Raw genomic sequence first — 26,176 nt, 5'->3', positions numbered from 1 at the left:
CGGTGCGAGTGAAGGTCTGACCGCGCCCCGTTCCGTGCGTCCTGCGTACGGAGCGGGGCGCGGCGCGTGTCACAGCCGTACCTGGTTACGCGCCGGTACGCCCCCGGCCTATCGTCGGCTCATGTTCGCTGCCTACGCCGCCCGCATCGACCGTGACCAGCCGCTCAGTGGCCTTGAGTTGGGGGAGCGTCCCGCCCCCGATCCGCGCCCCGGCTGGTCGACCGTGAACGTCAAAGCCGCCTCCCTCAACCATCACGACCTGTGGTCCCTTCGCGGGGTCGGTCTCGCCGAAGACAAGCTGCCGATGATCCTCGGCTGTGATGCCGCCGGGATCGACGAGGACGGCAATGAAGTCGTCCTGCATTCCGTCATCGGGCAGACCGGGTACGGAGTCGGGCCCCGCGAGGGCCGCTCGATCCTGACGGAGAAGTATCAGGGGACCTTCGCCGAGCAGGTCTCCGTCCCCACGTGGAACCTGCTGCCGAAGCCCAAGGAACTGTCGTTCGCCGAGGCGGCCTGTCTGCCGACCGCCTGGCTCACCGCGTACCGCATGCTCTTCACCAACGCCGGGGTGCGTCCCGGTGACTCGGTCTTGGTCCAGGGCGCCGGCGGAGGTGTCGCCACCGCCGCGATCGTGCTCGGCAAGGCCGCGGGGCTGCGGGTCTTCGCGACCAGCAGGGACGAGGCCAAGCGGAAGCGGGCCCTGGAGCTTGGTGCGGTGGAGGCCGTCGAGTCCGGTGCGCGGCTGCCGCAGCGGGTGGACGCCGTCATCGAGACGGTGGGGGCGGCGACGTGGTCGCACTCGATCAAGTCCCTGAAGCCGGGCGGCACCGTGGTGATCTCCGGCGCCACCAGCGGCGACCGGCCCTCGCATGCCGAGCTGACACGGGTCTTCTTCCTGGAGTTGAAGATCGTCGGCTCGACCATGGGGTCCAAGGAGGAGCTGGAGGATCTGCTCTCCTTCTGTGCCGCCACGGGTGTGCGTCCCGTCATCGACGAGGTGCTGCCGCTCGACCGGGCGCGTGAGGGCTTCGAGCGGATGGAGTCCGGCGATCAGTTCGGGAAGATCGTGCTGGAGGTCTGAGCCTCTTCGTCTCTCTCCCCGGCCTGCTCTCTCCCCGGCCCGCCTGTCAACTTACGTTGACAGGCGGGCTCTGTCAACGTAAGTTGACATGCATGACCGAAGCAACGGATCTCGCCGAGCGTGCGGGTGATCGTGATCCACGAGTCGGGCTGCGAGCCGTCACCGCGCTGCGGAAGCTGGTGGAGCAGCTCGAGGCCGTGCAGGTGCGCAGTGCGCGTCAGCAGGGCTGGTCGTGGCAGGAGATCGCCGCGGAGCTCGGAGTGAGCAGGCAGGCCGTGCACAAGAAGTACGGGAGGCAGTGATGTTCGAGCGGTTCACGAAGGACGCCCGCGCTGTGGTGGAGGGTGCGGGTGAGCATGCCGAGCGGGCGGACGCCGACGCCGTCGACGACGGGCACATGCTGCTCGCGCTGCTCGACCGCGAGGCGAGTCGGGCGTCCTTCGCCCTGTCCTCGCTCGGGGCCACGCGCCGTCGGGAGTCGATCGAGCGGGCGTTGAGCGAGTCGCGGCGCCGCGGCGGGCTCTCGCAGGCGGATACGGAGGCTCTGGCGGGGCTCGGCGTCGATGTGTCCGAGATCGTCTCGCGGGTCGAAGAGGCCCATGGCGTAGGCGCGTTGGCCGGTGGCGGGGGCGGTAAGGGCGGCAGGGGCAGGCGGGGGTGGGCCGGGCATCGGCCCTTCACCCGCGAGGCCAAGGACACCCTGGTGAAGTCCCTGCGCATCGCCACCGCCCGCCGCGACCGGATCATCGGCGACGAGCACATCCTGCTCGCCCTCACCGCCCGCCCCGGCATGGTCGGCGAGGTGCTCGCGGACCATGGGGTGACTCATGAGTCGGTGCAGCGGGTGCTGTTCGGGGCCGGCGGCGAGTAGGGCAGGGTCTGTGCGGGCGGCGGGCGGCGGGCGGCTTCGGTGCCCCCCGCTCGTACGGACTTGGCGTCGGTGTCAGCCCTTTGGTGTGCGCAGCGCCGCGCCGATGTGGGCGGCCCACAGGGTCCGTGCGGGCGGGGGGGGCTTCGGCGCTCCGCCGCCCGTACGGTCTTGGCGTCGGTGTCAGCTCCTCGGTGTGCGCAGTGCCGCGCCGATGTGGGCGGCCCGCAGGGTCCGTGCGGGCGGGGGGGGGCTTCGGCGCTCCGCCGCCCGTACGGTCTTGGCGTCGGCGTCAGCTCCTCGGTGTGCGCAGTGCCGCGCCGATGTGGGCGGCCGCCGCGGACAAGTGGCGGCGGGCGTCGCGGAGTTGGTCCTCTGTCACGCCGTGGTCCCGGGCCGCGTCGCGGATGTCGTCGCGGAAGCGGTCCAGGAGGCGGTCCAGGTCGCGGGCCGGGTTGCCGGTGCCGTCCTCCTGGGACCAGTCGGGGACGTATTCGGCGGGGACCGCGTCCTCGCGCTCCACGGTGAACTTGGGCTCCTCGGTGGCGGGCCCTGCGCCCTCGCCGGAGGCCTTCGCCGCGCCGGAGCTCTTCCCGGAGCCCTTCGCGAACTCCTTGCCGAAGTCCTTCCCGAAGTCCTTTCCGAACTCGCCGAACTCCTTGGCCAGTTCCGACAAACCTTCACGGACCCCCGTCGGCCAGTCGCCGCGCGTGAAGTGGTCCTGTACCTGGTCCTGGACGAGCCGCGCGATGCGCTGCATCTCCTCCTGGGCCTGGGCGCGGACCTTGTCCTGCGCGTCCTGGGCCTGGCGGCGGGCGCGCTGGGCCTCCTCGCGGGCCCTGCGGGTCTCGTCCTTCGCGCGGCGGGCCTGCTCCTTCCACTCCTGCTTGGCGCGCTTGAACTCCTCCTTCGCCTGGCGCCAGCTCTCCTTGCTGTCGCCCCAGGAGCTGTCGAAGAAGTCGGAGGGGTCGGGGAAGGCCTTGCCGCCGGTGCCGCCTGTGCCGCCGGTCCCGTTCTTGGCGGCCTTGCCGTCCGACGTGCGGGCCTCCTCTGCTGCCGCGCGCATCTCGCGGCGGAGCTCGCCCGCCGCGCCGCGGACGCCGTCGCGGATCTCGGCCGCGAGCTCGGCGACCGACTCGCGGATCTCCAGCTCCAGATCGGCCAGCTCACCGCTGCGGTCGGCCAGTTCGGCGCGGCCCGCGTCCGTGATGGAGTAGACCTTGCGGCCGCCCTCCGTGGTGTGTGTGACCAGGCCTTCGGCCTCCAGCTTCGCCAGGCGCGGGTAGACCGTGCCCGCCGAAGGTGCGTAAAGACCCTGGAAGCGCTCCTCCAAGAGGCGGATCACCTCGTAGCCGTGGCGCGGAGCCTCGTCGAGGAGCTTCAGCAGATACAGGCGCAGTCGGCCGTGGGCGAACACGGGGGCCATCTCAGAGCACCTTCTTGTCGTTCGGGGCGGCGTCGCTCGGAGCGGTCTCGTTCAGGACGGTCTCGCTCGCAGAGGTGTCGCTCGGGGCAGCGTCGTCGGCCCGGGGGGTGTCGGTCGGGGGAGTCTCCGCCGGAGGGGTGTCCGTCGGAGGCGTGGCCGGTGCGGCCTCGCCATACGGATCTTCCCCCATCGGGTTTTGCCCCATCGGACCCTCCTCCATCGGGCCTTCCTCCATCGCCGGCCTGCGCAGCAGCGCGATGGATCCGGAGAGCGTGGTCGCCCTCAGCTTTCCGCTGCCCGAGCCGAGCCGGCCGGTGATCCTCTTCGCCCCCCACTGCCCGCTGACCCGCAGATCCTCGAACGCGTTGGAGACGGCGCCGCTCGCGGTGTTCGCCTCCACCTCCGCGTCCGCCGGGTGAGGCAGCCGGATCGCGATCTCCCCCGATACGTTCGTCAGGCCGATGTCGGTCGGAGTGCCCGCCGGGTCGATGTCCACGATCATGGAGCCGCTCACCGATTCGGCCCGAACGGAGGAGCCCGCTCCCTCGAAGACGGTCAGGTCGCCGGAGACCGAGTTGAACCGCAGGTCGCCGGTGATCCCCTGCGCCTCCACGCTCCCGGAGACCGTGTCGGCGCGGACCGGGCCCGAGAGGCCGACCAGGGTCGTGTCGCCCGTGACGCCCCTGACCTCCGTGCGCCCCTCTATGCCCGAGACGACGGCGCCCGCGCCGACGACGCCGACCTCGACGCGGGTGCCAGCGGGGACGGCCAGGGAGACCACCGCGCTGCGCCGCCAGCCCTTGCGGTCCAGCCACTTGAGGAAGCCCTTCCAGGGCAGGTCGTCGTACGCGACGGAGAGGGCGCCGTCCGACTGTGTGACGGTCAGCGGCGGCCCCTCGATCTCGGAGACCTCCAGGCGCGCGGAAACTTCGTCGGTGCCCACGACGTTCACCGTTCCGTTGACGACGCGGACATGGAGTGTCGTCACGGGGGCGTCGAAGGTGAGCTTCTGGGGCTCGGCGACGGACCACTCTGACATCGGGCTGACCTCCTCGGGCGGGCCGGGGGCGGGCGGGCCGGGCGGCCCACGAGCTCCGGACGGAACGCGCCATATCGCGTCTCTGCTACACACGATATATCGCGGATGCGGAAAGTCAAGACTGGTCGCGATACCGGCTGTGCGGGCTCGGCCGGCGGCCGGCTCCTCTGCGCCGAATGCCCCGTTGTGTCCTAGCGTGGGGCCATGTCGTCCGATGACTCTGAGTGCGCCGCCGTCGGTGCGCTGCTGCTCTGCCGGGCCGAACCCGACGTCGTCGAGCCCGCCGCCCGGCTGTTGCGCGAGCGGATGCTGCTGGCCCCGGCGGGGCGCGACTGGAGCGTGCTCGTGCCCGAGGGCAAGCCTTGGGTGCACGGGGGTGAGCCGGTGGACCAGGTGCTCACCGGGTGGGCGACCGCGCTCGCCGTCGGGGCGCCCTGGCCGGTGGTCGCGCTGTGGTGGGACGCCGACCGTTCCGGCTACATCCTCGCGGCGGGCTTCCGCCGCACGGTCGCATACGTATGGCTGGCGAACGGCACGCCCGTCGGCGAGAGCGAGGCGATGCGGACGTTCGCCGCCCGCCTCGGACTCGACCCCGTACTGGACATGCAGGCGCTGGAAGCTCTGGGCAGCCCGGACTCGGAGGCGGACGCCAGGGCGCGACTCCTGGGCCTGCTCGCCGTGCTGACCAGGGCGGGCGTGGCCCTGCCCGCCGGACTGGGCCCCGGGGAGCGGGCCGACCGGCTGAGGACGGTGGCGCATGTGCTGCCGGGCGTCCGCGAGGTCGAGTGGTCGGGATGGCGGGACGCGGTACGTGCGGAGCTGGACGTCGTCGAACGTGGCCGCTTCGGCCCATGGCTGCGGGGCCCCCGCGCTCGCGCCCTGGCCGCCGTCCAGGTGGCATCCGGAGTGCCACTCGCCGTGTGGGGCCTGCGGCGGCGCAGCGGCGGATGGGTCGCGGCCGGCGTGCTGCTGGTCGTGCACGGGGCCTTGGGTTTCACATACGACCGGGTACGGGCGGCTGACGCCGGATCTTGGCGGGGGTGAGGGGCCGGGCTGCCGGGGCTGTCGGGCATCTGGCGGCATGCGTTGCTCGCGGTCGAGGGGTAGGTCCGGGGGTGGGGATCGCGCCCCCGGATTTGGGCCGGGAGGTGGGAAGCGTGTGCGGAATCCGGGTGGCCGGCGGGATTGCGTACACGGGCGGGTCGGGGGCAGGAACCGCGTCCGGGCTTTGAGCGGGAGGCGCGGATCGTGGGCCGGGGGGCGGTGTTCGGAGGTAGGAGTCGCTCCAGGTCCGGGGTCGGGGGGGATCGCGACCGGGGTCTGGGTGGGGGACGGGCCGCGCTCAGGGGCAAGGTCCGGGGTGGGGCTGATGTCCCCGGTTTGGAGCCGTGGGGCGGGGGTTGTTCCTGGGCTGGCTGTGGGTGCGGTTTGTGTCGCGGTCGGGCGTCGGGAGGTGGTGGCGCGTCTGGGGTCTGGGGGGGTAAGGGCGGTCCGGGGCGGGGCCGGCGTCCCCGGTTTCGGGCCGTGAGGCGCGGGTTGCTCTTGGGCTGGCTGTGGGTGCGGTTTGTGTTCCGGTCGGGCGTCGGGGGGAAGCGCGTCTGGGGTCTGGGTGGGGGATGGGCCGTGTTCAAGGGCGAGGTTCAGGGCGGGCTGGCGTCCCCGGTTTGGGGCCGCGGGGTGGGAGTTGCTCTTGGGCTGGGTGCGGGTGCGGTTTGTGTTCCGGTCGGGTGTCCGGGGGGCGTGTCTGGGGTCTGGGTGGGGGAAGGGCCGCGCTCAGGGGCAAGGTTCAGGGCGGGCTGGCGTTCCCGGTTTGGGGCCGTGAGGCGGGAGTTGCTCCTGGGCTGGCTGTGGGTGCGGTTTGTGTTCCGGTCGGGTGTCCGGGGGGGCGTGTCTGGGGTCTGGGTGGGGGGTGGGTCGTGTTCAAGGGCGAGGTTCAGGGCGGGGCCGGCGTCCCCGGTTTGGGGCCGCGGGGCGGGAGTTGCTCCTGGGCTGGGCGCGGGTGCGGATTGTGTCCCGGTCGGGTGTCGGGAGGTGGAAGCGCGGCCGGGGTCTGGGTGGGAGGCGCGGGGCGCTTGCAGCGTTGGCCTCGTGCGGTGAATTGCTCCAGGGGCGGGGCCGGTGTCAGGAGGTGTGGATCGCGGACAGCGTCAGGGTCAGGAGGCGGTCCGGCTGGGTCGGGTCCGTTGGTGAGTGGGGGGTGGAAACGGCGATGCCCACCACCAGTTGGATCATGTCGGCGGTGAGCAGGTCCTTGCGGGCCGTTCCCTCCGTCTGGGCCCGGGTCAGCAGGCTCGACGCCGTGTCGCGGATGCGCTGGTGGCAGTCGAAGCCCAGGGCGTCCGGGGTCTCCAGCTCCTCGATCAGCAAGGCGCCGCCCAGGCCCTGGTTCACGCGCGCGTGCGCCAGGAACGCGCGGAGCCAGTCGTCCAGGGCGTCGTCCGCGGAGTCCGCGGCCAGGAGTTCGTCGGTGCGGCCGCACAGCGTGTCCACGCGGTCCTTGAGCACCGCCGCCAGGAGCGCGGCACGGCTGGGGAAGTGCCGGTAGAGCGTGCCGGGGCCCACCCCCGCGCGGCGGGCGATCTCGTTCAGTGACGCCTCGGGGCCCGCCTCCGCGTACGTCTCCCGCGCCGCCTCCAAGATCCGCTCGCGGTTCCTGCGCGCGTCCGCGCGGGGCTGCCTCGCGGCCCCGCGTGCCTTGGTGTCGTCGTCAGCCATGGCCCCATCCTCTCCTCCCGCGCGGAGCGTTCCCGGCCGGCCGGGGCTAGCTATACGGAGAACTTCTCCGTATCGTAGCGGCCGGGTTGGATCCGGAGAGGTTCTCCGGATTGTGGATGATGATCAGGGGAGTGCGGATGACCGGTTCGCCGGGACGTGTTGGCATCTGGACCTTCGACTTCGAAGGGCACCCCGCCGGGCGGGTGCGTGAAGCGGCGGCGGAGATCGAGGAGTTGGGGTACGGGGCGCTCTGGTACGGGGAGGCGTTCGGGCGGGACGCGGTGGGGCAGGCATGGCTGCTGCTCGGGGCGACGCGGCGCATCGTCGTCGCGTCCGGCATCGCCAACATCGCCTTCCGGGAGCCGCTCGCCATGGCGACGGCGGAGCGCACCCTGGGGGAGGCGTTCCCGGGGCGCTATCTCCTGGGCCTCGGTGGCCACCGGGTCGACGACACCGTCCCCGAAGTGGACGGCTTCCCCATCCCCACGCGCGGCAAGGCGCTGACGACCATGCGCCGCTATCTGGATGCGATGGACGCCGCCCCCGCGTACGGTCCTGTCCCCGACCCGGCTCCCCGCCGGGTCCTCGCCGCCCTCGGACCCAAGATGCTGGGGCTCGCGGCGGAACGCACCTGGGGCGCCCACCCCTACTTCGTGACCGTCGAGCACACCGCGGTCGCGCGCAAGATCATGGGGCCGGACGCGTTCCTCGGCGTCGAGCAGGCCGTCGTACTGGACACGGACATCGAGCGGGCCCGTGAGGTGGCCGCCCAGCATGTCGCGGGCTACCTCGCCAACGCTCCCCACCAGGCCGCGAACGTACGGCGGATGGGTTTCGGCGACGAGGACACGGTGGGCGGGCCGAGCCGCCGCCTGGTCGACGCGATCGTCGCCTACGGAGATGTCGACGCCCTCCACGCGCGCGTGGAGCAGCACTTCGCGGCGGGTGCGGATCACGTCTGCGTACAGGTGCTCACCAGTGAGCCCGGTGTGCTGCCGCTGCCTCAGTGGCGCGAGTTCGCCCCCGCGCTTACTGGATGACGTGTACTAGGCGCTCCGCGGGAAGTGCCAGGTAGGTGCCGTTCTTCGTCTGCGGCTCTGTCGTGGCTGGTCGCGCCCACGCGGCGGAGCCGCACATGTCACAGCCCCGCGTCCCTTCGGGGCCCCCGAAGGGGCGCACCCTTATTCGTCCTCGTCCTCGTCGTCCAGCCGCGCCAGCCACGTCGCGAGGCGCTCCACCGGCACCTCGAAGTCCGGGTTGAGGTCGACGAAGGTGCGGAGCTGCTCGGCGAGCCACTCGAAGGTGACCTCCTCCTCGCCGCGCCGCTTCTCCAGTTCCTCGATGCCACGGTCGGTGAAGTACAAGGGGGGCTCCGCTGGACTCGAAAACGCTCTGTCTCAGCCAGGATAGGCGTCATTCCCTCGCCCTTGCCCCATGCATCGAGTTAGCCTTCTCCTCCTTGTCATGGGGGAACGGGGGTCTTTGTGACGGATGGGATCGCACAGATTCGGCTCGACGACGGCACCGCCGTCTGGGCGCGCATCACCGAGGCACAGGAAATCGACGGCGGCAGCGGCTTCCGGGACACCGGGGTCGGTGACCGCGTCATCGACATGGCGAGCGGACTGAGCGACGTCGTCAGCGGGGTGGTGTGCTCCCTGCGCGCCGGGCTCGCGCCCACCGGCCCCGTCGAGGTCGCCGTGAACTTCGGCATCGAGCTCTCCGCCCAGTCCGGCAAGGTCGTCAGCGTCCTGGCCGACGGCGGCGGCAAGGCGTCCGTTTCCGTGTCGCTGACCTGGACGGAGCCCGCGACGGAACCCGACACGGAACCCACGACAGAACCCGCGGCCACGGCGACTGGCGCGCAATGAGCGCCTTCCAGGGGACAGTGCGCCCCTCACTCGCGCGCATCGTGGAGCCCGGCGAGGGGTATGAGCAGCACGGTGACCACTACTGGGGCTCGGGCTTTTTCATCGCCCCGCAGTGGCTGCTGACCTGCGCACATGTCGTGGGAAAGGGGGGAGCCGCAGTGTGGCGGAGCGAGCAGGCCGTCGGCGTCGTCTGGCAGGGCGGCACCGCCACGGGCAGGGTCGTCCTTGCCAAGCCCCGCCCTTCGGTCCCCGAAGAGAACCGGTCGCGCTGGGAAGTCCCCGACATCGCCCTGGTCCACGTCCCGGACGCGCGCGACGCCCCCTGCGTCTGGCTGAGCGAGCGGCCCCCGTCCATCCCCGCCGAGATCAGCCTGCACGGCTGGTCGCGGGAGACCGGTGACCTCGGAGTGCGCGACGGGCTCGGCCAGGCCCAGGCGCACGACACCAGGACGCTGCTGCTGACCGGCGTCCTGCCCGTCGAGGGAGTCTCCGGCGGGCCCGTCGTCGACCGGGAGTCCGGCGCCGTCATCGCCGTGGTCAAGGCCGTCGGCCGCAGCGAGGGCCTCGCGGTCCCGGTCACCGCGCTGCACGAGCTGTACGACCTGCCGGGCGGTGACATCCTGCACACGGTGCTGCGCGAACACGACCGCCACCACCTGCGGCGCTACCGCGACGGCGGCTCCGACGACTGGACGCGCACCCAGCTCAAGCTGCGCACCCGTGGCGCACCGGGACTCACCCCGGACCTGCGGGTGCACCTGTACGGCCTGCTCGCCGAACTCCCGCCGCCCAGCGGCCCCGGCGAGGTCATGGAGCTCGTCGAAAAAGTCAAGTCCCGTGTGCTGGCGGAGGATTTCCGCTCGCCCATCGAGCAGGACCCGCGCACCTGGCGCGAGGGGGCCGGGCTCCTGCACGACCTGCCGGACATACGGGGAAAGGCGAAGCCGCACGAACTCGACCTGGACGCCGTGCTGTTGTACGCCGCGAAGGTCGCCCGGCACACCGCGCTCACCCGCCGCGACACGGCCGCGCCACAAGCGCTGCGCGTCCTCGCCGACTGGGTGACCTTCCGGTCCGAGATGGCCCGCGGCCCGATCGCCGAGGAGATCGGCCGCGCCCTTGCCCCGGTCCTGAACGGCGCGGACGTCGCGCCACCGCCGACCGCGACCGTGCGGGAGACCCGCAGCCGGGCCCGCGCCGACGTCCTCGTGGAGGTCGGCGAACCCGACTACGGCGGCCGCTACCCATGGCGGGTCAAGCTGCTGTTCGACGGCCGCGACGTGAGCCCGTTCGACGGCGACGACCGTGGAGTGCCGCGCTCCCAGCTGCGCAGGACCCTGCGCGCGCCCCTCGCCGGCGCGCTGCGCCAGGGCGACAGCGGGGAGAACCTCGCCGCCGTCGAGGCCCTGCTGCCACGGCAGTTGTTCGACGAACCGATCGACGCCTGGCGCCTGATACCCGATGGCGCCGACGACGACGATTACGACGAGTGGGACCCGCCCTACATGCCGCTCGGCCGGCGCCGGGTCGTCGTCATCCGCGACCGCAGGCGCAACGCGCGAGACGCCATCCCCGAGTGGCGGCGGCTGTGGAACGCCGCCGAAGGACCGCTGGCCGCCGTACCGCTGCGCGACGAGGCCGCCGTGTCGGGTCATGGCCCGTCCGTACGCCGCGAGAGCAGGCCCGCGGCGTTCGGCAGGCTGATGGGGGCCGAGCGCGGATCGGTGCCGGTCTACTGCGGGCACGTCGAGCACGGCGACGGCTTCGCCGCCATGTCCACCGCCCTCGCCGCCGGACACCCGCTCGCCCTGTGGCGGCGCAACGGCCAGAACCACGACGACTGCCAGGAGTTCCACGACCGGGCCGGCCGATTTCTGGCCAAGGCCGGCAGCGCCGCCGGACTCCGCGACCGCATCCAGGAACTGCGCGTCCACGCCAGCACCCCGGAACTGGCCGCCGACTCCGGATGGGCCGACGGAATCGCCGTTCTGTTCGACCCGCCGGACCGTCCGCCGTATGGTGCTGAAGCCATCTCGCCGCCACCCATGGAGACTTGATGGACCGTCAAATTCCGGAAGGAGGCCGGAAGGGGACCGGAATCAGGGTCGAAACGCCGGGCAGGTCGGCGGTAGTGTCATCGTCGCCTGTACCCGCTGCGCGGCCTCACCAGAGCCGGGAGGAGCCCAAGGTGAATGACTGGCGGATCTACCGCGGTGTCGGTGAGCCGCACGACGGTGTGCAGCGGTTACCCGCCCCGCCCCCCTGGCGCGACTTCGCCGCATCGGGACGGGACGCGGAACCGGGCACCGACCCGAGCACGGCCCGCAGGCTCGGCTTCCAGCGCACCCTCGTCGAGAACTACGCACCCAGGCCCGCCGAGACCGACGCCGTCAACGCCGCGCTGTATCTGCGCCGCCCGCTCCTGGCGACCGGCAACCCCGGCACCGGAAAGTCGACCCTCGCCTACGCCGTCGCCCACGAGCTGGGCCTCGGCCGCGTCCTTCGCTGGCCCATCGTGAGCCGCTCCACCCTCCGGGACGGGCTCTACCGCTACGACGCCATCGGCCGCCTCCAGGACGTCCAACTGGAGCGCGCCCAGGGCGAGCCGGGGGGCCACGCGGCGGCGCCCGGCATCGGCTCGTACATCCGGCTCGGACCGCTCGGCACCGCGCTGCTCCCCTCCGACCTGCCGCGCGTGCTGCTCATCGACGAGCTCGACAAGAGCGATCTCGACCTCCCCAACGACCTCCTGAACGCCCTGGAAGAGGGCGAGTTCGCGATACCGGAGCTCGAACGCATCGCGGACCGCGAACCCGCCGTCCAGGTGCTCACCGACGACGGCCGCAAGGTGACCGTCACCGGAGGCCGGATCGCCTGCACCACGTTCCCGTTCATCGTGCTCACCTCCAACGGCGAGCGTGACTTCCCGGCCCCGCTGCTCAGGCGCTGCGTCCAGCTCGAACTGGAGCCGCCGGGCGAGGAGCAGCTCAAGTCGATGGTCGAGGCCCATCTCGGCGGCGCGGGCGCGGCCGAGGGCCGGGATCTGATCGACCGGTTCCTGGAACGCGAGCCCGGCGAGGTCATCGCCGCCGACCAGCTCCTCAACGCCCTCTACCTCACCCAGCACGCCCCGCACACCGAGCGCCTCACCCGGGAGCGGATCGCCACCTTGCTCATGCGGCCACTCGACCGTTCGAGGTGATGGCCCGGTGCAGCGGATGCATCTGGGAGAGCTCATCGGCAGGCTCCGTGACGGCGGCCTCGACCCCACCGCCGAGGAGGTCGCCGACGCCGTCTGGCTCGCCCAGTGGCTCCCGCACGCCTCCCGGCCCGGCGCACCGGACGCCCCGCAGGACACCGCCCCACCGTGGTCCGACGACAACCGGGAACCAGTGGGGGAGGGGGCCGACGGAACCGCCGCGGAAGCTCCCGAACCGCCGCTCCGGGCGGCGGGATCCGCGGACGTGCCCCTGCATCTGCCCGGCGGCACGGCGGACTCCCGTGACGCGGGACCCGGCCTTCCCGTGCGCGCCCCCGCGGCGGCCGCCCTGCCCGGACTGCTCGGCCTGCAGCAGGCCCTGCGCCCCCTGCGCCGCTACGCCCCGTGTCCCGTACGCCCCGTCGACGGCAGCCTCGACGAGGACGCCACCGCCGAACGCTTCGCCGTGACCGGCCTCCTCGTCCCCGTGCTGCGCGCGGCCCGCCACCGGAGCGTCGACGTCCAGCTGCTCATGGACACCGGGCCCGCGATGGCCGTGTGGGAACAGCTGGTCGAGGAACTGCGGCAGGCCTGCGAGCAGTCGGGGGTCTTCCGCGACGTCCAGGTCCACCAGCTGTACGACAACGGCGACGGCGTACCGCTCGTAGGCACCACCACCGGACCGCACAGCCGCACCCGCCTGCGCTCGGCCGACCAGCTGCACGATCCGGCGGGCCGCCGCCTCACCCTGGTCGTCAGCGACTGCGTGGGCCCGCTGTGGCAGAGCGGCGCGGCGCAGCGGCTGCTGCGCACCTGGCCCGGCGGCTCGCCGATCGCCGTGATCCAGCCGCTGCCCTCCCGGCTGTGGGCGCGTACGGCACTGCCCGCCGAGCCGGGACTCCTCACGCGTACGCCGGAACCGGGCGGCCGCACCGTCTTCGACCCCGCCGACGAGCCGTGGGAGCCGCTGCCCCCGGGCACCAAGGCGATCCCCGTACTGCAGCCGACCCCCGAGGCGTTCGCGGCCTGGGCGCGGCTGCTCGCCGGCCAGGGCGGACCCGTGCCCGGCTGGGCGGCCTGGGTGACCCCGGAGTCCGACGGTTCCGGAGCCCCGCTCGCCCCCGTACCGCCGGCGGGGCGCAGCGACGACGACCTGCTGCGGGCCTTCCGGGCCACCGCGTCGCCCGGCGCCATGCGGCTCGCCGTCTGTCTCGCGGCGGCCCCGCTCTCGCTGCCCGTCATGCAGCTCGTGCAGCGCACCATGCTGCCCGACACCGGGCCGATGGAGCTGGCCGAGGTCCTGCTCGGCGGGCTGCTCAGGCAGCTGCCGGGGACGGAGGCGCGGCCCTGCTTCATCTACCCCGCACGCGTCCAGGAGCTGCTCCTCAGCTCCCTCGATCGGGCCGCCGCGGGCCTCGTGCTCAAGCACTGCTCTGCCTATGTGGAACGCCACTTCGAGCGTGGCACCCGCAACTTCGCCGCCCTCGCGGCGGCCCGCCTCGCCGGGCACGACGAGCAGGAAGGCGACCCGGACACCGCGTCCGGCGCCGACGAGGACACCACGGACACGACGGCTTCCGGAGTCGAGTCCGAGCTGTTCGCCACGGTCCCCGCGCGCGTCCTGCGCTTCTACCAACCGGACCTCGTCGCCGCGGAACCCCTCCTGGAGGCCGAGCGGCTCCTCGCCAGGTGGCACGACCAGGCGGACCCCTCCGTGCTGCTCCGCGCGCGTGCGCAGGCCGAGGCGGCGCTGCGGGGCAGCTCAGACGGGGCCGCCGAGGACGCCGAAAGCTCCGTACGGGCCCGCCTCGTCCTCGGCCGGGTGCTGCGCGCCGAGTCCACGACGGCGCGCGTGCGCGGGACCGAGCGCCGCCTCACCCTGCTGCACGAGGCCGCGGCCGTACTCGACGAAGCCCTCTCGGCGGCCGCCGATGGCAGCCCGGCCCACGCCGATGTCGCCCTCGAACTCGCCGCTGTACAGCACGAGTTGTGGCGCGCCACGCAGGACGCGCACTTCCTTCAGCGGGCGCTCGCCGCGCTGCCGGGGAATCCCGCGCAGTGGCCCGCCGACCGTCGCCGCGCCCTGCTGCTGCGCCGCGGACGCCTCCTGCTCGCCGACGGGAATCCGGCCGCCGCGGCCCGCGAACTCCGCGCCGCCTGCGACATGCTGGACGCCGACGGCGCCCCCGACGGCGTACGCTGCGCGGCCCTGCTCGACCTGGCCGAAGCCCTGGGGGTCGTCGACACCCCGGAGGAGACCGCCGCCGTGTTCGCCAGGGCGGAGCAGGCCGCCGGTACGGACCCGGCGCTGCGCCTGCGCTGCCTCTCCGCACGGGCGGCCTTCCACGAGGCGAACGGCGACCACCTGAACGCCGACCGCGCCTACGAAGCCGCCGCCCACCTCGCGCCGCCCGACAGCGAGCGCCGCAGCGGACTGCTCACCGTCTGGGGCGAGTCGCTGCTGCGCCGCGCCGCCGCGGAGACCGGCGCGGCGATCGTCGACCGCGCCGAGAACGTGCTGCGCGAGGCGCTCACGGCGCTGCCCGCGCGCGCCCCCGACCGCGGCAGGCTGCTCGGCCTGGTGGGCAGCGCGCTCGCCCAGCGCTTCCGTCATCTCGGCTTCCTGCCCGACCTGTTCGAGAGCCGCCATCTTCTCGGCCAGGCGATCCGGGGTGCGCGCGACGCACGGGTCCGCGCCGAAGGGCGGCTCCAACTGGGCCGCGTCATCGTCGAGTTGCGCCGCCGCACCGGAACTCCCGTGCTCGCCGAGGCGTTGCAGGCGTACGAGCACGCAGAACAGGAGGCCCGCATCGCCTACGGCCGTGCGCCGGGGTCGGTGACGGCGGCGCGCGCGCTGCACGGGCAGGGCGGCGTCCTTGAACTGATGGGCCGCTCGGCGGCCGCGCGCACCGCCTACCGGTCGGCCGCCGACGAGTGGCGGCAGCTGACCGGCGTACTGCGTGAAGTGGACTGGCAGGAAGTCGAGTTGACGCGCGCCAGAGCGGCGGCCGTCGGTGCCGACGAGCCCGCACTCCCCGGTGCCGACCGGCTGTCCGACGAGGACTGGGACCGGGCATCCCCGCCGTGGTGCACCTGGGGAGGGGTGCGGGCAGTGCTCACCGCGTAGGCAAGCAGTGCGCACCGCGCAACAAACGGACGTGTGGCCGGAGTTAAGTCGAACAGGTTTCTGTTTCACCGGCCTCGGGAAGAACCGTGCAGCCGTGACGGCCGTACGGGACGGGTGTCGTGAGAGAGGAGCCGATGGTGTCGGAGCAGGTGAAATGGGTGACCGGCCCCGAAGGGGGCCCCGGGCGAGCTCCGCTCCTGCTCGACCTGGCCCACGTGGACCTGCGGACATTGCGTGCCATGGACGATCCACGGCTCGCCGAAGCGGTCGAGCGCGTACTCGGTCACTCGCGGGATCTCGGCGAGTCCTGGTACGGCCCCACCGACCCCGACCCTGTCCACGGAATCCCCGCCGACCACCAGTTTCCGGCCGGAAGCGGTCGATTGTCGCCCGGTGAGGAAAGGGCGGGGTGACGCTGGCGCCGGTATCCTCCGCGGTCTTCGCAGAACTGGCCAGGACCAGACCCCTCCCGACGGGTGCGACGGCACTGCGTGCCGGGCTGTACACCCGCCGCATGGTGCTCCTCAAGGCCCTCATCGCCCGGGTCGACCGGATGGATCCCGTCGTACGCCGACGGTTCGACCGGGACTGGAAGGTCCTCGAGCAGGCCGAGCTGACCCGTCCAGCCGTTGTCCGGGACGTCTTGGACTACCCCATGACCGGCGCCTGGCTCGCCGCGAACCTCGCCGCGCCCGACGGGCCCGCGTTCGAACTGCATCTCACGCACTTCGGCGCCGTCGCCGCCACCGCCGCCGTGCGCGCGGGCTGTCAGGTCACCATGGCCGTCGAGGTTCCATCGGGCCTGCTCGCGCTGCCGGGGCTCGGTGTCCTTCGCTGCCCGGCCGGCCGGGCCCGGCTGCGGATCCGGGCCGGGCTGCTGCGGGCGGAGGGCGGCGGAATCCCCGGTGGCACCCTCCTGCACGTTCCACCGGGGGGCCGGCCGCGCGGCGGTGGCCGCGGCTGGTCCGGGCTGCGTGACCTGCCCGACGACGTCGTCGTCCTCGACGACCTGGACCCCTACCGCGTACCGGCCTCAGGCATCGGCCCCGCCGCGCTGCCCGCCGCCGAGCGACGCCAGGCGCCGCACCGGTCCTGGGCGGAGCGCTGGCGCGGCGCCCGGCGACTCCTGCTGGCCACCGACCCCGGCCGGGTCGCCGAGATCGGCGCCGTCCTGCGAGCCGTGGTCCCGCTCGGACCCGGTGCCCGCCACGGCGCGCGGCAACCGATGAGCGCCACCATGCGGTCCGCACCCGGGGCGGTCCTGACCGAACTGCCCGTCAGCGCGGAGGAGATGGCGGAAGTACTCGTCCATGAGGCGCACCACACCAAACTGGCCGCCCTGCAAGAGCTCGTACCGCTGTGCGCGCCGGGTGGGGCCGCCGTGCACCGCGTGGGCTGGCGTCCGGACCCCCGCCCCATAGCGGGCGTCCTCCAGGGCGCCTATGCCCATCTGGCACTCACCGACCTGTGGCGACGGGCGGGCGCCGGCACCGAAACGCCCCGGTCGTGGCGGCGTCGGTCCACGGAGCAGTTCGACGCATACCGCGATCAGGTCGAAAGCGCCTTGTCGATCCTGCTCGAATCCGATGAACTGACCTTTGAGGGGCGGGAGTTCACGCGAGAAATGGGCAGACACCACGCGAGCCTTGGCCGGTGCTCCCGGCTTCTCGGATGACACTGTGTCCACGATTAGTGACATTGGGTACGTGCAGGTGCAGAGGGAGTACAGATGGCGGATGAACGGCGGTCGGGCGGGTCCGGACGACGGACCTCGGACCGGGGCGGCGCGGAAGGGCCGGAGCGCTTCTTGGTGGTCTTCCCCGGCTACCACCGGCCGTGGGCCGCTTGGATCGCCCACCGGCTTGAGAGCCACGGCCACCAGGCCGTCCTCCAGCGGTGGGACCCGCAGCGCGAGGCGCCCCTCGCGGACGCGCTCGGAGACCTGCTGCTCGCCCGTGGACGGGTGCTCCTCGTCCTCAACGACTGGTTCTTCGAGCTGGGCCCGCGACCGGCCAGCGAATGGAATGACGTACTGCGCGGCTTCGTGGCGGCCAACGCCGACCGGTTCGCCGCCGTCAACCTGACGAACCGCCCCCTGCTTCCGGCCACCGCCGTCCTCGAACCGGCCGCCCTGTGGGGCCTCGGCGAGGAGGAGGCCGAACAGCGTCTGCTCAGCCGGCTCGGCCTGGAGGTCAGGCCCGTCTCCCGCCGGGCCATCCCGGGCCGCGGCGTCCGCTTCCCCGAGGCTCAGCCGGAGATCTGGGGCGAAGTGCCGCGCCGGAACCCCCGGTTCACCGGTCGCGACGACCTCCTCCTCGAACTCCACCAGCGGCTCACCGATGCCGAACGGGGCAACGCGGCCTGCACCCTCGTCGGCATGTCCGGCATCGGCAAGACCCAGATCGCCGCCGAGTACGCCAACCGCTTCCGCCCCGACTACGACGCCGTCTGGTGGGTCAACTCCGACGACCGCAACATCCAGCGCGACCGGTTCGGTGAACTGGCCGTCGCGCTCGGTCTGAACAGCGGAAACGAGCCCGGCGAGCGCATTCGCGCGGTGCGCGACGCGCTGCGGCGCGGCCAGCCGCACTCCCGCTGGCTCGTCATTTTCGACGGCTGGGACGACATCGACGGCGCGAACGTCCTGCTGCCGAACGGCCCCGGCCACGTCCTGATCACCTCGCGCAACCGCGGCTGGGGCGAGCACACCGACCTGCTCGATGTGCCGAGCTTCGACCGGTCCGAGTCCACCGGCTATCTGATGCGCCGCGCCCCGCACGTGACCGCGGAAGAGGCCGACGAGGTGGCCGCCGAGTTCGGCGACGTCCCTCTGCCGCTCGTCCAGGCCGCCTCCTGGCTGGGCGAATCGGGCATGGAGGCGCCCGAGTATCTGCGGATGGTGCGGGAGCGGCGTCTATCCACCGCCGATGAGCTCTCCACCGGTGACGGCCTGCCCCACTCGTCGCTGACCTCCTGGTCGATACTGATCAACCGGCTCCGCCGCTCCCAGCCGCAGGCCATCGAAGTCCTCAACCTGTGTACGTCCTTCGCCCCCGGCCGTATCCCGCTCGGCCTGATCCGCGCCTACCCGCAGGCCGATCTGCCCGAGGAACTGCGCTGGATGGCCACCGATCTGCCCGCCTGGACCAGGGCCCTGGACACCCTCGTCAACTACTCGGTCCTCAGCCGTGAGAACCGCGGTCCCGCCAACGCCGACATGGGCCCGCACCAGGAGTCCGTGCACATGCACCGGCTCGTCCACGACATCGTCACCCGGCTCACCGACGACGAGGGCCGCGAGACCTACCGCAGGGCCGTCCGCAGGCTGCTCGCCGAAGCGGACCCCGGCAACCCCATGGACAGCAGGAACTGGCCCCGGTACGCGGAGCTGCTGCCGCACCTGGAACCCTCGGGCACCCTCGAAAGCACCAGCGAAAGGGTTCAGGTCGCCGTACTCAACTGTCTGCGCTACTGCCTGAACAGCGGTGAGTTCAAGGCCGGGCTCGCACTGGCCGAACAGATCCGCCACCGGTGGTCCGGGTTCATGGACCCGCTGGCCCAGCCGATGCTGGACCTGACCAGGCAGGAGGGCAACATCCTGCGGGCCAGCGGCCGCTTCCGGGAGGCATACGAGCTCGACAAGGGCCAGCTGGAACGGCTGCGCGCCGCGACCCCGCGCAATGAGCTGGGCGAACTGCTCACCAACAGCGCCATGGCCGCCAGCCTGCGCCACCTCGGGCAGTACGAGGAGTCCATCGGGCTTCAGGCCAAGGTCCTCGAGGAAGCCGGGCGGCTCCTCGGCCCGGACGAGCTGGTCTCCCTCAACGCCCGGCACAACCTGGGCGTCGGCCTGCGGCTCCTCGGCCGTTATCAGGAGGCGTACGACCTCGACGTCGAGACCCTCGCCCGGCGCGAGAGCGTCCTGCGCGCCCGGCACGTCAACACCCTCAACTCGGGCAACGCCTGCGCCCACGACCTGCGGCTGCTCGGCCGCTACCGTGACGCGGTGGCCCGCCAGGAGTCCGTGCTGCGCCTCCATGTGCAGGTGCTCGGGCCGCAGCACCCGCAGACCCTGACCGCGCACGCCCAACTGGCGCTCTGCCGACGCCGCGAGGGCGGCTTCCAGCAGGATGTCGGGGCCACGATGGCCGGCCTCCTCGACCAGCTGGTGCAGGTGCACGGCCGCGGCCACTACCGCACGCTGTCGTTCATCACGGACTACGGCAACTACCTGCGCGAGCACGGGGATCTGAGCCAGGCCAGGGACCTGATCGCCGAGGCGGAGGCCGGCTACCGCGCCCTGCTCGGACCCGCGCACCCCGTCGCCACCGGCATGGTCGCCAACACCGGAATGATCATGCAGGCGGCCGGTGAACGCGCCGAGGCCCTCTCGATGTTCGAGTCCGCGCTCGGCGGCCTGACGGCCACACTCGGCGCCGACCACCCCTGGGTGCTCGGCTGCGCGCTCAACGCCACCGGTGCACGCAACTTCAACGGACGCATCGTGGAGGCCTCCGAGCTGAGCCGGGAAACCCTGCGGCGGGCCCGCCACACGCTCGGCGACGAGCACCCGCTGACGCTGTCCTGCCAGGTTGCGCTCGCCGCCGACCTGCGCGCGCTGCGGGAGCGGGAGGAGGCCGAGAAGCTGGAGGAGGACGGCCTGCTCGCACTGACCCGCACACTCGGCGCCCAGCACCCGCACACCCTCTCGGCCCGCCAACGCAACCGCCCGTACTGGGACTTCGAGGCGTACTTGGGATAACCACGCTGCGGGGGGCGCCCCGTCAGGGGCGCGGGGAACTGCGCGCCAAGCCCCCACGCACCCGCAGACGAAAGGGCCCGGCCCCGCGGAGTACAACCGCGGGGCCGGGCCCCTCTGCTCACGCAGGCCCGAAGCGCTTACGCCTCAAAGACCTCATTGACCAACTGCTCCTGCTCCTGCTCGTGCCGCTTCTTCGAACCGACCGCCGGAGACGAGCCGTGCGGCCGCGAGATGCGGCGCAGGCGCTCGCCGTGCGGGATGTCCGCGCCGACCGCCAGGTCCAGGTGGTCGATGAGGTTGAGGGCGATGAAGGGCCATGCGCCCTGGTTCGCCGGCTCCTCCTGCGCCCACAAGTACTTCTCGGCGTTCGGGTACTTGGCGATCTCCGCCTGGAGCTCGGCACCCGGCAGCGGGTACAGGCGCTCGATGCGGATGATGGCCGTGTCCGTGACGCCGCGCTTCTGGCGCTCCGACTCGAGGTCGTAGTACAGCTTGCCCGCGCAGAAGACGACCTTGCGGACCGCCGCCGGGTCGACCGACGCGTCGCCGATGACCGGACGGAAGCCGCCCGAGGTGAACTCCTCCGTCTTCGAGGCCGCGGCCTTGAGGCGCAGCATCGACTTCGGGGTGAAGACCACCAGCGGCTTGTGGTGCGGGTTGTGCACCTGCCACCGCAGGAGGTGGAAGTAGTTCGACGGGAGGGTCGGCATCGCGACCGTCATGTTGTTCTGCGCGCACAGCTGGAGGAAGCGCTCGATGCGGGCGGACGAGTGGTCCGGGCCCTGGCCCTCATAGCCGTGCGGAAGCAGCAGCGTGACGCCGGAGTGCTGGTTCCACTTCTGCTCGGCGGCCGAGATGTACTCGTCCACCACCGTCTGCGCGCCGTTGACGAAGTCACCGAACTGCGCTTCCCACATGACGAGGGACTCGGGGCGGGCCAGCGAGTAGCCGTACTCGAAGCCCATCACCGCGTACTCGGAGAGCAGCGAGTCGTAGACGTTGTAGCGCGCCTGGTCGTCCGAGAGGTACAGGAGCGGCGTGAAGTCCTCGCCCGTCTCGCGGTCGATGAGCACCGCGTGGCGCTGACCGAACGTGCCTCGGCGCGAGTCCTGGCCCGACAGACGGACCGGGGTGCCTTCGAGCAGCAGCGAACCGATGGCCAGGGTCTCGCCCATGCCCCAGTCGATCGTGCCCTCTTCGACCATCGACATGCGGCGCTGCAGCTGCGGCAGCAGACGCGGGTGGACGGTGACCCGGTCGGGGATGTTGACCTGCGACTCGGCGATCCGCTTGACGACCTCCTGGGAGATCGCGGTGTCCACGTTGACCGGGAACTCGGGCTCCGCGGCGGGCACCTCGGCCTGCGCGGGCTGCGAGATGGCCTCACGGACCTCCGTGAAGACCTTCTCCAGCTGGCCCTGGAAGTCCTGCAGGGCCTGCTCGGCCTCTTCCAGGGTGATGTCGCCGCGACCGATGAGGGACTCGGTGTAGAGCTTGCGCACCGAGCGCTTCTTGTCGATCAGGTCGTACATCAGCGGCTGCGTGAACGCCGGGTTGTCCGACTCGTTGTGACCGCGGCGGCGGTAGCAGATGAGGTCGATCACGACGTCCTTGTTGAACGCCTGGCGGAACTCGAAGGCCAGGCGAGCGACGCGGACGACGGCCTCGGGGTCGTCGCCGTTCACGTGGAAGATCGGCGCCTCGATCATGCGGGCCACATCGGTGGCGTACATGGAGGAACGCGACGACTCCGGGGCGGCGGTGAAGCCGACCTGGTTGTTGATGACGATGTGGACCGTGCCGCCCGTGCGGTAGCCGCGCAGCTGCGACATGTTGAGCGTCTCGGCGACCACACCCTGGCCCGCGAAGGCCGCGTCACCGTGCAGGGCGACCGGCAGGACCGTGAAGTCCGTGCCGCCCTTGTTGATGATGTCCTGCTTGGCGCGGGTGATGCCCTCGATGACCGGGTCGACCGTCTCCAGGTGGGACGGGTTCGCGGCGAGCGAGACCTTGATCTGCTCGCCGTCCAGGCCGGTGAAGGTGCCCTCGGCGCCCAGGTGGTACTTCACGTCGCCGGAGCCGTGCATGGACTTGGGGTCCATGTTGCCCTCGAACTCGCGGAAGATCTGGGCGTACGACTTGCCCACGATGTTCGCGAGGACGTTCAGGCGGCCGCGGTGGGCCATGCCGATGACGACCTCGTCAAGGCGCGACTCGGCGGCGCTGTCGATGACGGCGTCGAGCAGCGGGATGACGGACTCGCCGCCCTCCAGGGAGAAGCGCTTCTGGCCGACGTACTTCGTCTGCAGGAACGTCTCGAAGGCCTCGGCGGCGTTCAGCCGGCGCAGGATGCGCAGCTGCTCCTCGCGCTCGGGCTTCGTGGCGTGTGTGCGCTCGATGCGGTCCTGCAGCCACTTGCGCTGCTTCGGGTCCTGGATGTGCATGAACTCGATGCCGGTGGTGCGGCAGTACGAGTCGCGAAGGACGCCGAGGACGTCGCGCAGCTTCATCATGGACTTGCCGGCGAAGCCGCCGACCGCGAACTCACGCTCCAGGTCCCACAGGGTGAGGCCGTGCTCGGTGATGTCCAGGTCGGGGTGCTTGCGCTGCTTGTACTCCAGCGGGTCCGTGTCGGCCATGACGTGGCCGCGGACGCGGTAGGAGTGGATCAGCTCGAAGACGCGGGCGGCCTTCGTGACGTCGTCGTCGTGCGAGGCGTCGATGTCCTTGAGCCAGCGGACCGGCTCGTAGGGAATGCGCAGCGCCTTGAAGATCTCGTCGTAGAACTCGCCCTCGCCGAGCAGCAGGTTCGCGACGATCCGCAGGAACTCGCCGGACGCGGCGCCCTGGATGACCCGGTGGTCGTAGGTCGACGTGAGCGTCATGACCTTCGAGATGCCGAGCTTGTTCAGGGTGTCCTGGGAGGTGCCCTGGAATTCGGCCGGGTAGTCCATGGAGCCGACGCCCATGATGACCGACTGGCCGGGCATCAGACGCGGGACCGAGTGGACGGTGCCGAGGCCGCCGGGGTTGGTCAGGGAGACCGTGACGCCGGTGAAGTCGTCCATGCCGAGCTTGCCGTCACGGGCGCGCCGGACGATGTCCTCGTAGGCCTGCCAGAACTCGAAGAAGTTCAGGGTCTCGGCCTTCTTGATGCCCGCGACCACGAGCTGGCGGTCGCCGTTGGGCTTCACCAGGTCGATGGCGAGGCCGAAGTTGATGTGCTCCGGCTTGACCAGGGTCGGCTTGCCGTCCTTCTCCACGAAGGAGTAGTTCATCGACGGCATGGCCTTGATGGCCTGCACCATCGCGTACCCGATGAGGTGCGTGAAGGAGATCTTCCCGCCGCGGGCGCGCTTGAGGTGGTTGTTGATGACGATGCGGTTGTCGAAGAGCAGCTTCACCGGGACCGCGCGGACCGACGTCGCCGTCGGGACCTCGATCGAGGCGTTCATGTTCTTCGCGACGGCGGCCGAGGGGCCGCGCAGCGTCACGTACTCCGGACCGGCCGGGGCCTCGGTCGCGGGCGCGGCCTTGGCGGCTGCGGGCTTCGCGACTGCGGGCTTTGCGGCGGGAGCGGCCTGTGCGGTGCCGCCCCCGGCCGGCGCGGCGGCAGCGGGCTTCGCGGCCGGGGCCGCGGGCGCTGCGGGCGCGGCCGGAGCCACGGGTGCCGGAGCGGCGGGAGTGGTGGTGGACGCGGCCCCCGCGGCCGCGTCACCCGCCGGCTTCACCGGGGTGGCGGCGGCGGACGCCGCTACTCCCGGCTTGTAGTCGGCGAAGAAGTCCCACCAGGCTCGGTCAACCGAATTCGGGTCCTGGAGGTACTGCTGATAGATCTCGTCGACGAGCCACTCATTGGGACCGAAGGCGACGGCAGGGTCCTTGCCCTGCCCGTCTTGGTCGGTCGAGATGCTCGAGTTACTGGGGGACTGTGGCGACACGGCGGTAACCGCCCTCTTCCGCTTCACAAGGTGATGGACAGCGGAAATAAAGGCTACGCCTCCAAGGCCGCCAGGTGCAGGCCGGGCCCGTCATCCGTCGCGTAAGTCACACTGGATCGGGGGTTTCGGTGGCGTAAATGGCGGGAAACAAGCCGGGTTCCGCAACGCCAGATGGCCGCGCGGGGCCTCCCCTGCGCGGCGCCTTCACCCGGGCGCGCTTCAGATGCGCCCGCGAATCGCTTCCGCTTCGAACCCTACGTCAACTTCACACTTCGGGCAGGCCCGGAAGAGTGACCTGGATGCGGCAGCCCCGAGGGGATTCGGCCACACCGATGTGCCCGCCGTGCAGATCGACCGCCCAGCGCGCGATGGCGAGGCCGAGGCCGGTGCCGCCGTCGTTGCCGGGGCCCTGGGCGGGGGCGCCCGCGTGGCTGCCCCGGTTGAAGCGCTCGAAGACCCGGTGCCACTCCGACTCCGGGATGCCGGGCCCCTCGTCGAGGACCTCCAGGTCCAGGGACTCCGGATAGGGGCCGCGCCGGGCGCGCACGGTGACGCGGCCGTGCGGCGGGCTGTGCTTGACCGCGTTGTCGATGAGGTTGGCCACGACCTGGTGAAGGCGCTCGGCATCCGCGTGCGCGGTCAGCTCGGGCGGTGTCACGTCCAGGTGCAGATGGACGTCCGTACGCGTGTGGCTGCCGGATCCCGAAGCGATGCCCGCGCGGGCGGAGGCCACCATGTTGGCCTCCTTCAGGACCCCCGACAGATAGGGCCACACCTCGAAGCGGCGGGCCTTCAGCGGGACGACGCCGTTGTCCAGGCGTGACAGGTCGAGCAGCGTCTCGACGAGGCGTCCGAGCCGCTCCGTCTGCTTCAGCGCCGTACGCATGGTCTCCGGGTCGGCGGCGGAGACCCCGTCGACGACGTTCTCCAGGACCGCGCGCAGGGCCGCGATGGGCGTGCGCAGCTCGTGCGAGACATTGGCGACCAGCTCCTTGCGCTGCTGGTCCTGGGCCTCCAGGTCGTCCGCCATGCGGTTGATCGTGGTGGCCACGTCGCCCAGCTCGTCGCGCCGGTCGGCGCCGCGTGCCCGCCGCGTGTAGTCGCCGTGCGAGACGGCGCGCGCCACCGCGTTCATCTCGTCGAGCGGCGCGGTGAGGCTGTGTGCCACGAACTGCGTGATGAGCAGCGTGGCGATCACCGAGAAGACGGTGATGAAGCGCAGCTCGGTCTCCGTCTCCATCGCCACCATCAGCAGGCCTGTGGTGATGAAGACCGACACCACCACGAGGGTGCCGAGCTTGGTCTTGATGGAGAAGGGCCGCAGCCCTCCGAAAGGCCTGGTCATCAGCTGCCCGGCCCTACGGGGTCGGAGTCTCCAGGGCGTACCCGACGCCGTGCACGGTGCGGATCCGCTCGGCGCCGATCTTCCGGCGCAGCGCCTTGATGTGGCTGTCGACGGTCCGGGTGCCCGACGCGTCCGCCCAGTCCCACACCTCGGCGAGCAGCTGCTCGCGGGAGAGGACCGCACGCGGGGTGTTGGCCAGGCAGACCAGCAGGTCGAACTCCGTCGGCGTCAGGTGTACGTCCTCGGAACGCACTCTGACGCGCCGCTGGGCATGGTCGATCTCCAGCTCGCCGAGCCGCAGGATGCCGCTGCGCGGCGTGGTCGCGGCGAGCGCGGCCCGCTCGACCCTGCGCAGCAGGACGTGCACCCGGGCCGCCAGCTCCCGCATCGAGAACGGCTTGGTCATGTAGTCGTCGGCGCCGACGCCGAGCCCGACCAGCATGTCCGTCTCGTCGTCGCGCGCCGTCAGCATGAGCACCGGGACCGGCCGCTGGGCCTGCACCCGACGGCACACTTCAAGCCCGTCGAAGCCCGGCAGCATGATGTCCAGGATAAGGAGATCGGGCTGCCAGGCCTGTGCGGTGTCGACCGCCGCGGGACCGTCTCCCGCCGTTTGCACAACGAAACCCTCGGCGCGTAGCCGGGCGGCGATGGCGTCGACGATCGTCGGGTCGTCCTCGACCACCAGAACCCGGCGCTGGGCGCCTGGCATTGCCGCCGTCGCACCGTTGTGGGAGGTGTGTGTCTGCTCCATCGCCCGCCCCTGACACTGATCGCTTGTGTTCGGTCAGCAGGGTAC

At 71.8% G+C, this 26,176-nt stretch carries 19 protein-coding genes; 12 read left to right on the top strand and 7 right to left on the bottom strand.

From position 1 onward, the window contains the following. The first annotated feature begins 121 nt into the window (after nt 1-121). The 3 genes from AB0G47_RS12010 to AB0G47_RS12000 all read left to right on the top strand — a co-directional run bounded on the left by AB0G47_RS12010 (nt 122) and on the right by AB0G47_RS12000 (nt 1,955). Complete coding sequence (locus tag AB0G47_RS12010) at nt 122-1,084, top strand: zinc-binding dehydrogenase (RefSeq protein WP_360767435.1); 963 nt, start codon at nt 122-124, stop codon at nt 1,082-1,084. A 92-nt stretch (nt 1,085-1,176) separates the two neighbouring features. Then, nucleotides 1,177-1,386: a helix-turn-helix domain-containing protein gene (locus AB0G47_RS12005; RefSeq protein ID WP_266870691.1), complete on the top strand. Its 210-nt coding sequence runs from the start codon at nt 1,177-1,179 to the stop codon at nt 1,384-1,386. Next, nucleotides 1,386-1,955 (top strand): Clp protease N-terminal domain-containing protein, encoded by a 570-nt coding sequence (locus tag AB0G47_RS12000; RefSeq protein ID WP_360767432.1) that lies wholly within the window; start codon nt 1,386-1,388, stop codon nt 1,953-1,955. The genes AB0G47_RS12005 and AB0G47_RS12000 overlap by 1 nt, the downstream gene beginning before the upstream one ends. A 289-nt stretch (nt 1,956-2,244) precedes the next feature. On the opposite strand, the gene AB0G47_RS11995 is transcribed toward AB0G47_RS12000, so the two are convergent. Together AB0G47_RS11995 and AB0G47_RS11990 are read right to left on the bottom strand one after the other, a co-directional pair. Next, nucleotides 2,245-3,378 (bottom strand): helix-turn-helix transcriptional regulator, encoded by a 1,134-nt coding sequence (locus AB0G47_RS11995; protein WP_360767429.1) that lies wholly within the window; start codon nt 3,376-3,378, stop codon nt 2,245-2,247. A gap of 1 nt (nt 3,379) precedes the next feature. Then, nucleotides 3,380-4,417, bottom strand: coding sequence for a DUF4097 family beta strand repeat-containing protein (locus tag AB0G47_RS11990; RefSeq protein ID WP_360767427.1), 1,038 nt, complete (start codon nt 4,415-4,417; stop codon nt 3,380-3,382). A gap of 204 nt (nt 4,418-4,621) precedes the next feature. On the opposite strand from AB0G47_RS11990, the gene AB0G47_RS11985 reads away from it, so the two are divergent. Further along, nucleotides 4,622-5,461: a hypothetical protein gene (locus AB0G47_RS11985; RefSeq protein WP_360767424.1), complete on the top strand. Its 840-nt coding sequence runs from the start codon at nt 4,622-4,624 to the stop codon at nt 5,459-5,461. A 1,077-nt stretch (nt 5,462-6,538) separates the two neighbouring features. Here the strand turns inward: AB0G47_RS11985 and AB0G47_RS11980 are convergent. After that, nucleotides 6,539-7,132, bottom strand: a complete 594-nt coding sequence (locus AB0G47_RS11980) for a helix-turn-helix domain-containing protein (RefSeq protein ID WP_360767421.1) — start codon at nt 7,130-7,132, stop codon at nt 6,539-6,541. 137 nt (nt 7,133-7,269) lie between these two features. Here AB0G47_RS11980 and AB0G47_RS11975 point away from each other — a divergent pair, with 137 nt between their 5' ends. Then, nucleotides 7,270-8,172, top strand: coding sequence for a TIGR03620 family F420-dependent LLM class oxidoreductase (locus AB0G47_RS11975; RefSeq protein ID WP_360767418.1), 903 nt, complete (start codon nt 7,270-7,272; stop codon nt 8,170-8,172). Nucleotides 8,173-8,313: 141 nt separating this feature from the next. Here AB0G47_RS11975 and AB0G47_RS11970 read toward each other — a convergent pair whose 3' ends face one another. After that, nucleotides 8,314-8,496 (bottom strand): DUF6104 family protein, encoded by a 183-nt coding sequence (locus tag AB0G47_RS11970; protein ID WP_003961784.1) that lies wholly within the window; start codon nt 8,494-8,496, stop codon nt 8,314-8,316. A 120-nt stretch (nt 8,497-8,616) separates the two neighbouring features. Between AB0G47_RS11970 and AB0G47_RS11965 the strand changes: the two genes are divergently transcribed. The 7 genes from AB0G47_RS11965 (at nt 8,617) to fxsT (ending at nt 20,091) form a co-directional block, all read left to right on the top strand. Further along, on the top strand, nt 8,617-9,003 hold the full coding sequence (locus AB0G47_RS11965; protein ID WP_360767413.1) for a CU044_2847 family protein: 387 nt from the start codon (nt 8,617-8,619) through the stop codon (nt 9,001-9,003). Then, nucleotides 9,000-11,060 carry a trypsin-like peptidase domain-containing protein gene (locus AB0G47_RS11960; RefSeq protein ID WP_360767411.1) on the top strand — a complete coding sequence of 687 codons (2,061 nt, stop codon included), beginning with the start codon at nt 9,000-9,002 and terminating at the stop codon, nt 11,058-11,060. Before AB0G47_RS11965 ends, AB0G47_RS11960 begins: the two co-directional genes overlap by 4 nt. A 131-nt stretch (nt 11,061-11,191) precedes the next feature. Beyond that, nucleotides 11,192-12,205 (top strand): MoxR family ATPase, encoded by a 1,014-nt coding sequence (locus tag AB0G47_RS11955; protein ID WP_360767408.1) that lies wholly within the window; start codon nt 11,192-11,194, stop codon nt 12,203-12,205. Nucleotides 12,206-12,221: 16 nt separating this feature from the next. Further along, on the top strand, nt 12,222-15,329 hold the full coding sequence (locus AB0G47_RS11950; RefSeq protein WP_360768002.1) for an SAV_2336 N-terminal domain-related protein: 3,108 nt from the start codon (nt 12,222-12,224) through the stop codon (nt 15,327-15,329). Between the two features lie 137 nt (nt 15,330-15,466). Next, entirely contained in the window at nt 15,467-15,742 is a 276-nt protein-coding gene (locus AB0G47_RS11945; RefSeq protein ID WP_360767405.1) for a hypothetical protein, read from the top strand. A 101-nt stretch (nt 15,743-15,843) separates the two neighbouring features. After that, entirely contained in the window at nt 15,844-17,004 is a 1,161-nt protein-coding gene (locus tag AB0G47_RS11940; RefSeq protein WP_360767403.1) for an HEXXH motif-containing putative peptide modification protein, read from the top strand. Nucleotides 17,005-17,058: 54 nt separating this feature from the next. Further along, nucleotides 17,059-20,091 carry an FxSxx-COOH system tetratricopeptide repeat protein gene (gene fxsT, locus AB0G47_RS11935; RefSeq protein WP_360767400.1) on the top strand — a complete coding sequence of 1,011 codons (3,033 nt, stop codon included), beginning with the start codon at nt 17,059-17,061 and terminating at the stop codon, nt 20,089-20,091. 137 nt (nt 20,092-20,228) lie between these two features. On the opposite strand, the gene AB0G47_RS11930 is transcribed toward fxsT, so the two are convergent. The 3 genes from AB0G47_RS11930 to AB0G47_RS11920 all read right to left on the bottom strand — a co-directional run bounded on the left by AB0G47_RS11930 (nt 20,229) and on the right by AB0G47_RS11920 (nt 26,131). After that, nucleotides 20,229-24,032 carry a multifunctional oxoglutarate decarboxylase/oxoglutarate dehydrogenase thiamine pyrophosphate-binding subunit/dihydrolipoyllysine-residue succinyltransferase subunit gene (locus AB0G47_RS11930; RefSeq protein ID WP_360767397.1) on the bottom strand — a complete coding sequence of 1,268 codons (3,804 nt, stop codon included), beginning with the start codon at nt 24,030-24,032 and terminating at the stop codon, nt 20,229-20,231. 265 nt (nt 24,033-24,297) lie between these two features. Further along, nucleotides 24,298-25,377, bottom strand: a complete 1,080-nt coding sequence (locus AB0G47_RS11925) for a HAMP domain-containing sensor histidine kinase (protein WP_360767394.1) — start codon at nt 25,375-25,377, stop codon at nt 24,298-24,300. Nucleotides 25,378-25,390: 13 nt separating this feature from the next. After that, nucleotides 25,391-26,131: a response regulator transcription factor gene (locus AB0G47_RS11920; RefSeq protein ID WP_135330435.1), complete on the bottom strand. Its 741-nt coding sequence runs from the start codon at nt 26,129-26,131 to the stop codon at nt 25,391-25,393. Between the last annotated feature and the right edge of the window lie 45 nt (nt 26,132-26,176).

Origin of the sequence: Streptomyces sp. NPDC021622, assembly GCF_040640795.1 — a bacterium.
Classification (GTDB): Bacteria; Actinomycetota; Actinomycetes; order Streptomycetales; family Streptomycetaceae; genus Streptomyces.
Note: the sequence above shows the minus strand (reverse complement) of the source record. Positions and strands in the feature narration are given on the sequence as shown.

Excerpts from the sequence above, each read along its gene's own strand:
- AB0G47_RS12010 (WP_360767435.1), top strand. The coding sequence starts at position 122 with ATGTTCGCTGCCTACGCCGCCCGCATCGACCGTGACCAGCCGCTCAGT.
- AB0G47_RS12005 (WP_266870691.1), top strand. The coding sequence starts at position 1,177 with ATGACCGAAGCAACGGATCTCGCCGAGCGTGCGGGTGATCGTGATCCA.
- AB0G47_RS12000 (WP_360767432.1), top strand. The coding sequence starts at position 1,386 with ATGTTCGAGCGGTTCACGAAGGACGCCCGCGCTGTGGTGGAGGGTGCG.
- AB0G47_RS11995 (WP_360767429.1), bottom strand. The coding sequence starts at position 3,378 with ATGGCCCCCGTGTTCGCCCACGGCCGACTGCGCCTGTATCTGCTGAAG.
- AB0G47_RS11990 (WP_360767427.1), bottom strand. The coding sequence starts at position 4,417 with ATGTCAGAGTGGTCCGTCGCCGAGCCCCAGAAGCTCACCTTCGACGCC.
- AB0G47_RS11985 (WP_360767424.1), top strand. The coding sequence starts at position 4,622 with ATGTCGTCCGATGACTCTGAGTGCGCCGCCGTCGGTGCGCTGCTGCTC.
- AB0G47_RS11980 (WP_360767421.1), bottom strand. The coding sequence starts at position 7,132 with ATGGCTGACGACGACACCAAGGCACGCGGGGCCGCGAGGCAGCCCCGC.
- AB0G47_RS11975 (WP_360767418.1), top strand. The coding sequence starts at position 7,270 with ATGACCGGTTCGCCGGGACGTGTTGGCATCTGGACCTTCGACTTCGAA.
- AB0G47_RS11960 (WP_360767411.1), top strand. The coding sequence starts at position 9,000 with ATGAGCGCCTTCCAGGGGACAGTGCGCCCCTCACTCGCGCGCATCGTG.
- AB0G47_RS11950 (WP_360768002.1), top strand. The coding sequence starts at position 12,222 with ATGCATCTGGGAGAGCTCATCGGCAGGCTCCGTGACGGCGGCCTCGAC.
- AB0G47_RS11940 (WP_360767403.1), top strand. The coding sequence starts at position 15,844 with ATGGTGCTCCTCAAGGCCCTCATCGCCCGGGTCGACCGGATGGATCCC.
- fxsT (WP_360767400.1), top strand. The coding sequence starts at position 17,059 with ATGGCGGATGAACGGCGGTCGGGCGGGTCCGGACGACGGACCTCGGAC.
- AB0G47_RS11925 (WP_360767394.1), bottom strand. The coding sequence starts at position 25,377 with ATGACCAGGCCTTTCGGAGGGCTGCGGCCCTTCTCCATCAAGACCAAG.
- AB0G47_RS11920 (WP_135330435.1), bottom strand. The coding sequence starts at position 26,131 with ATGGAGCAGACACACACCTCCCACAACGGTGCGACGGCGGCAATGCCA.